At 63.8% G+C, this 12,628-nt stretch carries 15 protein-coding genes and 1 pseudogene; 5 read left to right on the plus strand and 11 right to left on the minus strand.

Going from position 1 to position 12,628, the window contains the following annotated elements; all coding sequences use genetic code 11:
• Positions 1-108 precede the first annotated feature (108 nt).
• The gene (orn, locus tag ACUDTM_RS04980; RefSeq protein WP_065178525.1) at positions 109-681 is read right to left on the minus strand and encodes an oligoribonuclease; all 573 of its coding nucleotides are present in this window, start codon (positions 679-681) and stop codon (positions 109-111) included.
• A gap of 75 nt (positions 682-756) precedes the next feature.
• Positions 757-1,281, minus strand: a complete 525-nt coding sequence (gene tadA / locus ACUDTM_RS04985) for a tRNA adenosine(34) deaminase TadA (RefSeq protein ID WP_005417177.1) — start codon at positions 1,279-1,281, stop codon at positions 757-759.
• Between the two features lie 184 nt (positions 1,282-1,465).
• Between tadA and ACUDTM_RS04990 the strand changes: the two genes are divergently transcribed.
• Positions 1,466-1,903, plus strand: a complete 438-nt coding sequence (locus ACUDTM_RS04990) for an acetyltransferase (protein WP_252744723.1) — start codon at positions 1,466-1,468, stop codon at positions 1,901-1,903.
• A 34-nt stretch (positions 1,904-1,937) separates the two neighbouring features.
• On the opposite strand, the gene ACUDTM_RS04995 is transcribed toward ACUDTM_RS04990, so the two are convergent.
• Positions 1,938-2,444 carry a GNAT family N-acetyltransferase gene (locus tag ACUDTM_RS04995; protein WP_005417179.1) on the minus strand — a complete coding sequence of 169 codons (507 nt, stop codon included), beginning with the start codon at positions 2,442-2,444 and terminating at the stop codon, positions 1,938-1,940.
• A 34-nt stretch (positions 2,445-2,478) separates the two neighbouring features.
• Here ACUDTM_RS04995 and ACUDTM_RS05000 point away from each other — a divergent pair, with 34 nt between their 5' ends.
• The 4 genes from ACUDTM_RS05000 to ACUDTM_RS05015 are packed head-to-tail and all read left to right on the plus strand — an operon-like array spanning position 2,479 to position 5,381.
• Entirely contained in the window at positions 2,479-2,673 is a 195-nt protein-coding gene (locus ACUDTM_RS05000; RefSeq protein WP_134955477.1) for a hypothetical protein, read from the plus strand.
• A 17-nt stretch (positions 2,674-2,690) separates the two neighbouring features.
• Positions 2,691-3,362 carry a hypothetical protein gene (locus tag ACUDTM_RS05005; protein WP_262221670.1) on the plus strand — a complete coding sequence of 224 codons (672 nt, stop codon included), beginning with the start codon at positions 2,691-2,693 and terminating at the stop codon, positions 3,360-3,362.
• A gap of 43 nt (positions 3,363-3,405) precedes the next feature.
• A complete protein-coding gene (locus ACUDTM_RS05010) occupies positions 3,406-4,059 on the plus strand; it encodes a hypothetical protein (protein WP_227837009.1) in 654 nt (217 codons plus the stop codon).
• Entirely contained in the window at positions 4,056-5,381 is a 1,326-nt protein-coding gene (locus tag ACUDTM_RS05015; RefSeq protein ID WP_227837008.1) for an XVIPCD domain-containing protein, read from the plus strand. Before ACUDTM_RS05010 ends, ACUDTM_RS05015 begins: the two co-directional genes overlap by 4 nt.
• A gap of 52 nt (positions 5,382-5,433) precedes the next feature.
• On the opposite strand, the gene ACUDTM_RS05020 is transcribed toward ACUDTM_RS05015, so the two are convergent.
• From ACUDTM_RS05020 to ACUDTM_RS05055, 8 genes and pseudogenes are all read right to left on the minus strand, one after another.
• Positions 5,434-6,702 carry a hypothetical protein gene (locus tag ACUDTM_RS05020; RefSeq protein WP_425520607.1) on the minus strand — a complete coding sequence of 423 codons (1,269 nt, stop codon included), beginning with the start codon at positions 6,700-6,702 and terminating at the stop codon, positions 5,434-5,436.
• Positions 6,703-6,799: 97 nt separating this feature from the next.
• Positions 6,800-7,807 (minus strand): XVIPCD domain-containing protein, encoded by a 1,008-nt coding sequence (locus ACUDTM_RS05025; protein WP_005417198.1) that lies wholly within the window; start codon positions 7,805-7,807, stop codon positions 6,800-6,802.
• Positions 7,808-7,864: 57 nt separating this feature from the next.
• Positions 7,865-8,401: a hypothetical protein gene (locus tag ACUDTM_RS05030; RefSeq protein WP_032954278.1), complete on the minus strand. Its 537-nt coding sequence runs from the start codon at positions 8,399-8,401 to the stop codon at positions 7,865-7,867.
• A gap of 400 nt (positions 8,402-8,801) precedes the next feature.
• A pseudogene (locus tag ACUDTM_RS05035) lies at positions 8,802-9,175 on the minus strand (transposase); the annotation flags it as partial.
• A gap of 152 nt (positions 9,176-9,327) precedes the next feature.
• Positions 9,328-9,867 (minus strand): DUF4189 domain-containing protein, encoded by a 540-nt coding sequence (locus ACUDTM_RS05040; protein WP_445391198.1) that lies wholly within the window; start codon positions 9,865-9,867, stop codon positions 9,328-9,330.
• Between the two features lie 24 nt (positions 9,868-9,891).
• Positions 9,892-10,779: a type IV secretion system protein gene (locus tag ACUDTM_RS05045; RefSeq protein ID WP_343648491.1), complete on the minus strand. Its 888-nt coding sequence runs from the start codon at positions 10,777-10,779 to the stop codon at positions 9,892-9,894.
• 404 nt (positions 10,780-11,183) lie between these two features.
• Positions 11,184-11,711, minus strand: a complete 528-nt coding sequence (locus tag ACUDTM_RS05050) for a DUF4189 domain-containing protein (protein WP_315898891.1) — start codon at positions 11,709-11,711, stop codon at positions 11,184-11,186.
• A 37-nt stretch (positions 11,712-11,748) separates the two neighbouring features.
• On the minus strand, positions 11,749-12,570 hold the full coding sequence (locus ACUDTM_RS05055) for a type IV secretion system protein (protein ID WP_434556931.1): 822 nt from the start codon (positions 12,568-12,570) through the stop codon (positions 11,749-11,751).
• Positions 12,571-12,628 lie beyond the last annotated feature (58 nt).

Below are 12,628 nucleotides of genomic sequence, written 5' to 3' on the forward strand. Positions count from 1 at the left end.
GTCGTGGGTCACGACAGAAGGCGCGGATCCGGCGCCTTGCCGGCCAGCGGCCGGCACTACCCGTTGGTGTGTCACCCGGTAGCGCCAGGCCATGCCCGACGGCGTCGTTCAGGCAGCCGGCAGGCCCGACAGCGCACCCATGAACTGGCGGTAGTGGCGCAGCTCGGCGATTGAATCATGCACGTCGCTCAGCGCGGTATGGTTGCTGTTCTTGCCGACGCCGGCGGCCACGCTCGGCGCCCAGCGCTTGGCCAGTTCCTTCACCGTGGACACGTCCAGGTTGCGGTAGTGGAAGTACTTCTCCAGCCTCGGCATCTGGCGATGCAGGAAGCGGCGATCCTGGCAGATCGAGTTGCCGCACATCGGCGAAAGACCGGCCGGAATCCACTGCGCCAGGAAGTTCACCGTCTGCGCTTCGGCCTGGCCCAGGGTGGTGGTGCTGTCCACCACGCGCTGCCACAGGCCGGAACGACGGTGCTGGTTGCGGTTCCACTCATCCATCGCTTCCAGCGTTTGCAGCGGATGGTGGATGGCAAACTCGGGGCCTTCAGCCAGCACATTGAGCTGGGCATCGGTGACCACGGTGGCGATCTCGATGATCGAATCGTTGTCGGTATCCAACCCGGTCATCTCCAGGTCGATCCAGATCAGTCGCTCGTTGGCCGCGCCGGTGTCCGCCATTGTGTCGCCTCGTTGCTGGGCAGGCGCGCGGCCTACCGGTGAAGGAAAGAGGCGCCCATCATACCCGTTCGCCCCTCAGCCCTCGCCCGCATGGTCTTCCAGCAGCAACGGCGGCTTGCCGCGCTTGGCGCGGAAATAATTGGTCAGGCGCATGCTGGCCTCCTTGGCCAGCACCCCACCGTGGATTTCCACCCGGTGATTGTGCCGGGCATCACCCAGCAGGTCGAACACGCTGCCGCAGGCGCCGGTCTTGGGGTCGCTGGCGCCGTAGACCAGGCGGGCGACGCGTGCATGCACGATGGCCATCGCGCACATCGCGCAGGGTTCGAGGGTCACGTACAGGGTGCTGCCGAGCAGCCGATGATTGGCCAGCCGCGTGCCGCCGGCGCGCATGGCCACGATCTCGGCATGCGCACTGGGATCGTGCGAGGCGATGTTGAGGTTCCAGCCCTCGCCCAGCAGCTGGCCATCGGCGCCCACCAGTACCGCACCGACCGGAATCTCGTCGAACTCGCGCTGCGCACGCTCGGCCAGCGCCAGTGCATGGCGCATCCAGTGTTCATCGGCGTCGTGCACCGGTACACCCAAGGCATCGGTCATGGCGGTTCTCGCGTGTCTGCAGGGCCAGGATGGCCGCCGGGGCCGCATTGTACGCCTGCAGCCGTACAGGCGGCGCTGGTATCGGCGGTGCCATTGCGCGCGACCGGCGGTCCAAGCAGCGAGCGCGCTGAAGCCAGGCTGCAGGCCTCATACTGAGCCCTTCCGCAAGCACCTTGGTGAACCCATGACCACCCTCCGTCCCTCGCGCGCCGATGACGGCGCCGCCCTCGTCGACCTCTGGCGCCGTGCCGTCGACGCCACCCACGACTTCCTCAGCGCCGAAGACCGGCAGGCCATCGATGCCGAAGTCGCCGGTTTCCTGCCGCAGGCACCGATGACAGTGGCCGTCGACGCTCAGGACCGCCCCCTTGGCTTCATGCTGATCGACGGCACGCACATGGAAGCGCTGTTCATCGATCCGGACGTGCGCGGCACTGGTATCGGCCGGCAACTGCTGCAGCACGCGCTGGCCCGGCATCCGCAGCTGAGTACCGACGTCAATGAGCAGAACGCACAGGCTGTTGGCTTCTACCTGCGCATGGGCTTCGTCGAAACCGGACGTTCACCGCTGGATTCGCAGGGCCGTCCGTATCCTCTGATCCATCTCCGGCACGACGGCTGACATTGGACGGATATTCGAGGCCCGCCCCCGATCATCAGGCCGTGGCTTCGAATGCCGGTGAGTACTGCACCTCTCCCTGCGCCATCGACGGCCTCAGGTGCAGCGCCTGGAAGTACTCTGGCGGCACACCCGGCAGCACCAGGCCGGGCTCGGCGCGGAATCCGAATCGACCGTAATACGCGGGTTCTCCCAGCAATACGCAGCCCTGCGCCCCCTGCTCACGCAGTGCATCAAGCGCCGCATGCATCAGCGCCGCGCCGACACCCTGCCCCTGCCATCCGGGCAGCACCGAGATTGGTCCCAGGCCAAACCAGCCCGTACTGCCATCGCTGATCGTCACCGGCGACAAGGCAACATGCCCGACGACCTGCCCGTCCTTCTCGGCGACCAGCGAGAGACTCAGCTCTCCACGCGAACGCAGTGCATCCACAATGAACTGCTCGGTGTGGCTGCTGTGTGGGGCTTCGCGGAAGGCTGCCTCGGTGAGTGCGTGGATGACAGCGCGGTCTTCGCGGATTTCAGGGCGGATCGTGCAGTTCAAGGAGAGCGCCTTCAATGAAGTGATGGATATGTGAATGATTGATTTCAGTCACGGATTCAGCCGCAGACCTGCCTCCGGCAGCAATGCCAACGTGATGATCGCGAGCCTTGTGCGGCAAGCGATCCGCCCGGGCAATGCCTCGCCGGGGCGTCAAAAATCCGTCTCCAAGGGTGGCACAGCGCTCCCGGCACGTTCCATAATCGAGAAACCTGCCACCCAGGAAGGATAGATGGACATGGACGCACGATGCAGGCTCGCGCCATGCGTGTAGCTCGCCCCGAACCCAGGGGGCGGCCGCTGCTGGCATTGCTCGCCCTCGTCCCGCTGGCGGCATGTTCGCCCTACGCCGATGCCGAGCGCGACGTCGCCGCGGGTGGACGCGGCCTGGCCAAACTCAACCCGGCGCCGAAGCAGGCCTACGAATTGGTGCTGACACTGAAGGACGCGCCGGGCCCGTTCGCGATCGTGGAGGGCGTGGCCCAGTACGACGTCAGTAACTACGAAGACTGCGGGCGGATACTGCCTGCAACAGGCACTGCGGGCCGCATCACCAGCCAAGAGCCCGTCACCCTGCACAAGGTCAGCGAGAACGAGTACCGCGGTACGTTCTACCTGGACCGCATGCTGGATGAGGACTACTACGGGCGCGGCGCCTGCGTTTGGACGTTGACGGGCGTCGGTGCGATGTTGCGCGCCACGACCAGCAAGGCGGATACGCGATTCCTGACGTTCGTCGACAAGAAGCGCATGGAGAACGACTCGCCTCTGACGCTTTATTACCCGAACCTTGTCTATCCGCGCGCCGACACTGTCGCCAATTTTGGTGCCAGTGGCGAGGAAGCTCCGTCGGGGTACAGCGAAGATCTGCGCGACGCGCTGTTCTCAACTACCACCACTGTGCAGAAGCTCACGCCATGAGCTGCCAGTGCCTCATTCACCCCTATCCCCAAGGAGGCCGACATTGCGCCACAAGATGATTCCGTGCCTTGCTCTGCTTCTGTTGACCGCCTGCCATCCGGAGACCGCCATGAACCAGGAACGTGCCGCTGCTGAAGCCGATGTCGCCCAGGGTGGGCGCGGCCTCGCCAAGCTCAACCCCAGCCCGCGCAAGGCCTATGAACTGGTGCTGCGCCTGAAGGACGCCCCGGGTGATTTCGCTGTGGTTGAAGGCGTGGCCCAGTACGACGTCACCAACGAAGACCAGTGTGGCTATATCGAGCCGGCCACCGGCACGGCTGCACGGATTACCAGCCAGGAACCGGTGGAACTGCGCAAGGTCAGCGATGGTGAGTACCGGGGCACGCTGTATGTGGACCGCATGCTGGATGAAGACTACTACGGTCGTGGCGTGTGCCACTGGGAGTTCACTGGTGCTGGGGCAATGCTGAAGGCAACGGGTGCTGAAGAAGAGACCCGCTTCCTGACTTTCGTCAAGGCCGAACCGCTGACTGAAGGCAAGACCCACACGCTTTATTATCCGGACGCAGCCTATCCGCGGGCACCACTTGCTGCCAACTACCCGGCCACCGGCAAGGCTGACCCGGCTGACTACGTTGCTGAACTTCAGGGCAAGTTGTTCACGATGAGTCTCAGCGCCAGCGAGGTCACCCCATGACCATCAGCACGCAGGATTATGCGGCGCTTTCCGACGATGCCTACAAGGATCGCGCTGTCGGCCGGAGGCGTCCGGGGGAAGAAGAGCTCGTCACGATCAACGGGCATGAATACAAGATTCTCGATCACGTCAATAATCGGCTCAATGGTTACCAAGGCACGGTTTATCAGCGAGCCGACACCAACGAGATCGTTGTGGCTCATCGCGGCACCGAGCAGATAGCTCGTGATGCCATCCTGACCGACGGCGGCATGGTCGTCGCCCGCACCAACGTGCAGGCCCCCGATGCCATCGCTTTGACCAAGAGTGCACTGGATTACGCGAAGCAGGACGCCGCCTTCGGAGGCCGTGCTCCTGAGGTCACCGTCACCGGCCACTCCCTCGGCGGCGCTCTGGCCCAGATCACCTCGCACCATTTCAACGTCAAGGGCGAAACCTTCAACGCCTATGGCGCGGTCAGCCTCAGCTACCGCATCCCGGAAGGCGGCAACACCATGATCAACCATGTCATGGCCTCCGATCCGGTCAGCGCGGCGTCGCCGCACTTCGGCCAGGTGCGCATCTACGCCAGGCCGAATGAAATCAGCACGCTCGCCGCGAACGGTTTCAGCAATCACTCGTTGCGCGCCCTTATCCCCGACCGGCCGATCATCGCCGCAGGCAGCTCGTTCGGCGCGCACAAGCTGGGCAACTTCCTCGGTGACGGCTCGGTGCTGCAGCACCCGGAAACGCAGAAGCTGGCAAAAGACAACGCCAGGATGATCGAGGAATACCGCGACGACGTTGAATCACTGCGCCGTGGTGTCACCCGCGCGGCGCGGGGCATTCCGGGCGGCGCCGTCGACCTGTACGACCACATCCGCGGCCCGCTGCAGCCCGGTGAGCCGGCTCGCCGCGAAGCGGAGAAGAACGGCCATCACACCAGCATGCTGCGAATGGACGATGCCAACCATGTGGGCAACCCACTGTTCAACGACGCGATCCGTGGCGTGCACGCGCAGGATGTCCGCGTCGGCCGGGTACCAGACGTGATGAGCACGCAATTGGCAGGCAGCCTGGCCGCCGAAATGCACGCAGCAGGCGGCAAGCGCATCGACGAAGTGGTCATGAATGCCGATGCCTCGCGCAGCTTCGCCGTGCAGGGCCAGGGCGGCGACCCCGCCCACCTTCGTGTGTCGGTGGATACGGCAGTGGCGATGAACACCCCGCTGGAACAGAGCAGCCAGCGCATCGACCAGCAGGCCGCCGACCAGCGCGTTACGCTGGAGCGCGACCAGCAGCTGGAACAGCAGCGGAACCAGACCCGCAGCCTGCAGGCCTGATGCAGCGAGGGAGCCGGTCAGCCCGGCTCCCGCATCACTTCGAAACTCCGGCTCAGGGGCTGGACGCTGCCATTGGCACGGATGCTCCGGCCGTCACGAACAGATCGGGCCCGGAATCCGGGAATCCGCCACAGGCGCGATCGCCGGGTGCCACCGGGTCACAGGGCCACTGCGCGCGCGCGACCTTCTCGCGCAGCTCGAAGCGATCACCGGTCCAGACCACGAACGCGATGTGCTCACGGTTCCAGTCACTGTAGGCGCGCGGACCACCCTTCTGCGCCGACTCCGGGTATTGCACGAACCAGCGCATCGCCGGGCCATACTGCAGTTTGCTGTGGTCCAGGCTGATCCGTCCCTCACGCGACAGCTGCCGCGCACGATCCGCTTCCGTCTGCTGCGGCATGATCGGCATGGCATCAGCGGTCACATCCCGCGGCGCCGCATCCCCGCGGACTTGGTACACACGCTGGGCCACATAAGCCTCGCGGCAATCACCTGCGGGTACGCGGACCGGCTCCGCGCCGTACTCATCACGGTTGGCGACCTGGTCGCTGCAGGTGAACGGCGCCGACACCAGATAGAACGTGCTGTCGGCGTCGCGCCCTTCCAGCGAACGCACCCAGATGTCGCCCATCCGCACGATGAAGTCCGGGCGCTGGCCATAGCCCGGCACAGCCTTGAACCAGGCCTTCTGCCGCACCTCACGCTCGCGCCAGCTGCGCGGCAGGTGGATGTCCTGCGCGGGCAGCGCGACCAGCAACGCGGCCAGATGCGCCGGCATGGTGCCCTGGCAGGCGCCAATCAGCAGGTCGCCCTGGGTCGCCAGCCGCCCGGCCAGATCCACCGGGCAGCGGGCACCGAGCGCCCGCTCGGTCGCCTGCTCTGGCGGCAACGGCACGATGGCCAATGCGGGCGGAGCGGGGGCTACCGCCGGAACGGTTGGCTCGACGGAGGCGGGCGGTGCAGCCACAGGTGCCGGCGCTGCGGGCGCAACGGGCGCCGGCGCCGGATCCGCAGTCGGCGCCGGCTGTGCGTCCACCACAGGTGTCGCAGGGGGTGTCACGGCAGCCGACACCTCGGGCGTCGGCGCCGCGACAACGGCGTCGGCCGCCGCGGGCGCTGCAACGGCCGCCGCCCCTGCAGGCGCCTCAACGGTAGCCTCGGCAGCGGGGGGCGTCTCCACCACAGGTGCCGCTGCCTCCTGAGCCTGTGCCGACGCTGCGGCAAGTCCAAGTGACAGCAGCCAGAGCGGCGGCAGGCGGCGCACGGATGCAGTGCAGCGGGCAGCGGCGTGCCGGGTATTCGAGGGAACGATTCGCATGTGGTGTCCTTACGAGTGGGTTTCCATGTCGGCGCCACAGGGCGCCACGCGTCGTACGTAAAGCGCCTGCGGGCACTCTGCCCGCCGGCATCAGGTGCTACAGGGATCGAGAGCGCTGCTCCTGCTCGCGGGCGAGCGCGGCCGCGGGGTCCTGCTGGGCGACACTGGCGGCCAACTGCTGGCTGCTCTGTGCCAGCGGCTGCTGTGCCGCCTGTTCGCGCTCGACCGAAGCGCGCAGCATGGCCGGGTCACCCAGCGCGCCCTGCACGGCAAACAACGTGCGGCCGTCGTTGCCAGCCAGGAGATGATCGATGCGCGACATCCCCGCCTTCTGCGCGCTCAGCGCCAGTGCGCCGGCAGCATTGTCCAGTTCCTGCACGCTGCGCAGACCGCTTTGTGGTCCCATCTGCTGCAGATGGTGGCGGGCGCCCTGGAACAGGGCATGCCCCGGCGCGCCAGGCTGCGACATGTCGCGCACGGTGGCCTGCTGGGCCGGCGCCCCGACTTCGCCCCGCTCCAGCCGCGCCATCACATCAGGCGTCAGCTTCTGCTGCCACACCTCGAATCGCTGCTGGCGGGCCTCGATGCCGTTCAGGCCACCATTGATCGCGCGCGTCGCTTCGCGCACGTCCTCGCGCGCCGCTTCCGGCACCCGCGTCTGCCACTGCCACACGGCAATGCGGCCTGCGTGCTCGGGCTGCGCGGCCAGTTCCGGGTGATTCACCAGGTCCAGATCCAGCGCCTTGCCGGCACGCTCGTAATTCTCCTTGCCGACCAGAGGCAGATAGCCACGGCCGTGATACTTCAGCGCATCGCCAGGCGCGTCATTGCCCATACGCCCGCCATACATCAGTTCGGCCAGGTTCTCCGGCCGCCCACGCAGCGCCTCCTGGCGCGCGCTCTCAAGCGCACCATTGCCATTGCGCCACGCCGCTTCCACCGGGATCTGCGAGATACCCCGGGTGAAGTTGAAACTTTCATTGAGCCGGCTCAGGCCACGGGACTCGTGCCCGGCCTGCGCCATGAAGTTGGCCAGTTCCCGGGACGAGGTCATGCCGGCCTCCGTGGCCTGCCGCAACAGCTGCGACTCCCTATCCTGCGACACGGTGAAACTCCTGCTCGATCATCGTTGGATACTCCCGCCTCCTCACCGGCATGGCACTCAGGGCAAGCTGACGTCGGCGACGACGGACGGATCGAAATCCTCGAACCGCACCCGGCCAAGTTCGGCGGCCGAGAAGTCACGCGTATGGGTGGCCTCGGTCTCGGTGTCGACCACCCTGCGCTGCACGCCATGCACCCAGCACGCCTGCTCGGCAGGTGCATACCGGAACGTGTAGACGCTGCTCCAGCGTTCGCGACTGCCGCCGTTGGTGATCACACTGAACGCACCATCCTCGATGGTCACGTACGCGAAAGGATCGCCGGCAATGCCTCCCCGGGTGGAACACGGCACCAGCTTGTCGTTGCGCGCCGCCAACTGCCATCGGCCCGTGGCGTCGCCCAGCAGCAGCAACAGCACCCGGTTGGGACCGTGCTCGCCGGGCAGCAAGCCCTCCGGAGGAGGTTGGTCGATCACCAGGAGCTGGTCCTGGAAACCATTGCCGGTCAGATCACCGCGCACGGCTTCCAGCAGGTTCGCGCCGGACGGAACGAACGCCAAGGCATTGTCCATGTGTACGCCACTCCCCTTCTCCATCCCCTGCAACTCCTTCAATCCCGTCTTGCCAGTTCCCGAGCGGAGGCCGGAAACGGGGCGATGCCTCGCACGTGCCCTGCGGCCGCCATGGCGGATGATAGCCCCGAGCCCACGGCAACCGCGATGGTGGCAAGCGTCACCCGCATCGCGGGGGGACACAGTCCTCATGGACGGAAAAGCTCCTGCGTTCGATGGCACCGGCGCGTCGGGATTTTGACGCGCACGCAGCTTACTTCGAGGAGGCGGCGCTCGTCGAAGGGGGCTTGGGATGAAAAGCGCACTTGATCACAGAAAAAGCGCGGTTAACGTGAATGGATGCCTACCCGCCCCTGACGTCGGGCACCGCGCTGGAGTGTGCCCGGGCATTCAAAACCGGGGGGAGGTCGTCCTTCCGCTAAGACTGGTAGTGCCGCAGGCTGCGCGACAGGCCCAGCAGGCGGAAGGTCCGGCGTTCGGAGAATTGGGCCTCTGCCCGCACGGCCACCACGGCGTTGCGCCGTGCCTGCGGGCTCAAAATTTTCCCCGCGCCACGACCTTCAGCGTTTCGTTATCCAGCATCGCCTCGGCCAGCATCTTCTTGAGCTTCGCGTTCTCCGCCTCAAGCGCCTTGAGCCGCTTGGCGTCGGGCACTTCCAAGCCGCCGAACTTGCGGCGCCACAGGTAGCAGGAGGCATCGCTGAAACCGTGCTTGCGGAACAGCTCCTTGATCGGGGTGCCAGCGGCCGCCTGCTTCAGGAAGCCAATAATCTGCTCGTCGGTGAAACGCTTCTTCATGTCCGTCCTCGGTATGGGGACGGACTCCACTTAAGTTAGGCTGGCCCTGGAAACCGGGAGAAGGTCAAATTGAGTTGACAAGCGAAGCATGACAGCAGGTAAACCTAAACTCTTCCAGCAATTGCAACCTGCGGCGCCTCACTGACTACCACTCAGAACGACTCGAATTCCGGTTCGCTGCATGCCGAGTAGATCACCTTACAACCTTCACTGCCGCGCTTAGTGCAAAGCCCCATCGCCAATGAAGTCGCGGCAGAGACAGATTCAGCGCGTCCAAACGTGGAACCGCCGAATGCGCTAGTTTGGGGAGAGACCAGGGCGACGCATTGATTCTTGTAAGTCTGAGTAACCTTGCAATCCGATGCCCCGTGCTGACTACAATTGGCCAAGGCCTCATTTGAGGCGTCAGCCTTTCTCACTTTTCCGACTGACACACCGACGTCACCATTGGAAGCCATGGCAATCGCGCCCCAAGTCTTATTCCAGCGTCCTGTTTGGATAGGGCCCGTCTGACCCGATCCCGCGTCCCCTCCCAGGATCGGCGCACACCCACCAACACCCTGACCTCCGATTGGATACTGGCCTGGCGGGCAACGCCCTTCAGCACCAGCAACGGGCGCGAAGCCAAGAAATAGCATGCAAGCTGCAGCGCCGAAGATAAGCGCACATCGGCGGCCAAGTATCGAGACCATATCGTTAGACCCTCAAACTTCCCATCAGCCGTTGTTCTTTGCGAGACCAAGACGCCCCGAGTCCACCACCGCCGAACCTGGCGATGAACCACCGCCCGTCACTCGCGAACCAACAACCTGCTCGGTAGTGGCACCATGTGTCCCGCCCTTCTCTGGAGCCGGAGGCGTGTAGTAACTACCCGGCGGCTGTCCGCTCGGCCCCGGCGCCTGAGCCACCGGGCTGCCACCTATCTGCGAATATGCCATGAAGCTACCCAAGGTGCCCTGGAAGAACATGGCCGCCATTGGGGGCGCAGTCAGAATCAAGGTCGTCAGGATCAATCCCATGCCGCCCTGCTGCATTGCCTGACTGGTCATACCGTCACTGGACGCGCCCATGAGCGGGAACTTGTTCACAAGCGCTGTCATCCAGAACGAGGCCGACACGCGGATCACCATGTCCAGCGCGATCGAGACCATCGCCGCCAGTACCGCCATGGAGAACATGGTTCCAATGCCGTAGAACAGCCATCGCTGGAACAGCTGCTTGGTCTGGTCGAACAGAAGGCACAGAATGAACAGTGGTCCCAAACCGATGAACAGGGCCATCGCGACCTCATACAGCAGCAGCATTGAACCTGCCGTCACCGCAGGGCCACCCGTGCCCAGGCCGATGAACCACATCGCGCGGGTCTTGTCAGCCTGCAGCTCGGGATCATTGAGAATCTTGATCCCATCGATGCTGGACAGCGCCACCTGCATCCAGGCAAGGCTCTTGTCGATCTGCGCCTCGGGCTTCTCGTCCTTGCCGGTCACAACGTGCGTGATCAGGCCCTTCACGTCTTCCGTCAGGAATTCATGGAGGTCGCGGCCGAACATGCCCATGCTCGTCGCAACCGCCACGATCAGGGCCGTGAGCGTCACCCGCAGCACTCGCCCCCAGAGCCGTCAACGACGAAAAAGTTCCTACGTTTGAGGGGGCGATGCGTCAACATTTTTGACGCGGGCGCATCCTCCTTCGAGGACAGATTGCTCGTCTAACGGGACTTGAATTGAGAAGCGCTCTTGATTGAAAAAAGAGCAATTACCATGAGTGGCTTCCTACGCGGCTCAAGCGCCAATCAGTAGTCTTACCTAAAGACAGAAACCCCTAACGCGTCAGATTTTTTGGCTTGCGGCTCGTTCTACCAAGATTGTTCTTCGAGCGTGGAGCCGAACTCCCGAGCTCAGCTTCGGAAGTTCGCCTCATAATATCCCAAGCTACTCAGATCCATCTGCCAAAATGCAATAGGCGGTGGACGTCGGATGTATCAACGCAGCTCCCCGGCGCCCATCCACTAGAACTCTTGGAATTCAGGTTCAGCGCAATTCTCGAAGATCACTTGGCAATCGCTGCCCCCACCATTCTCACATTGTTTCAATGCACGGGCTTTTGATTCTTCAACTGTCGGCGAGCTACTGAAAAGAGTTCCCCCTGCCCCCGACTTGGGCACCACTGCAACCGCGCACTGATTCTTATAGGTAAAAGCAACTTTGCAGCCGCTAACCCCTCCTCGCGCACAGACTGCTTCGGCCTCTTTCGCAGCCAAAGACTTACTCTTCTTCCCTGTCGATGCACCAGATGCGCCGCTTGGGGATAGCGCAATGGCACCCCAAGTCTTTATCCAACGGCCGGTTGCTTTGGGCCCAGTGTCCGCAGCAGCTGCGCCACCAGGCATAGGAGCACACCCACCAACACCCTGACCACCGATGGGATACTGGCCAGGTGGACACCGCCCCTCTGCCCGGACCGACTCAGACGTGAGCGCAGCACCCGCCACCACAATTGCTGCGACCAAATATGCTGCCATTGAACGCCTGATCATATGGAAATCTCCTAACACCAAAAGCAGAGAATTTTACTTAACGGGCAGATCCGAACTTCCCGTCGGTCAAGCTATTTCCATCCTTAGCCATTGGAATGACAGGCGTGCTTGCACGATTTGTACTATTGCTATCAACATGCCCACCACTCGCCGAAGGCTTATCCGGCGTGTAATAGCTACCCGGCGGCTGCCCATTCGGGCCAGGCGCCTGTGCCACCGGGCTGCCACCTATCTGCGAATATGCCATGAAGCTACCCAAGGTGCCCTGGAAGAACATGGCCGCCATTGGGGGCGCAGTCAGAATCAAGGTCGTCAGGATCAATCCCATGCCGCCCTGCTGCATCGCCTGACTGGTCATACCGTCACTGGACGCGCCCATGAGCGGGAACTTGTTCACAAGCGCTGTCATCCAGAACGAGGCCGACACGCGGATCACCATGTCCAGCGCGATAGATACCATCGCCGCCAGTACCGCCATGGAGAACATGGTTCCAATGCCGTAGAACAGCCATCGCTGGAACAGCTGCTTGGTCTGGTCGAACAGAAGGCAAAGAATGAACAGTGGTCCCAAGCCGATGAACAGGGCCATGGCGACCTCATACAGCAGCAACATGGAACCTGCCGTCACTGCAGGTCCGCCCGTGCCCAGGCCGATGAACCACATCGCACGGGTCTTGTCAGCCTGCAGCTCGGGATCATTGAGAATCTTGATGCCATCGATGCTGGACAGCGCCACCTGCATCCAGGCAAGGCTCTTGTCGATCTGCGCCTCGGGCTTTTCATCCTTGCCGGTCACAACGTGCGTGATCAGCCCCTTCACGTCTTCCGTCAGGAATTCATGGAGGTCGCGACCGAACATGCCCATGCTCGTCGCCACCGCCACGATCAGGGCTGGCGTTCGTCTCTTGAATCACCAA

Source organism: Stenotrophomonas maltophilia group sp. vghtpe118, assembly GCF_052605195.1.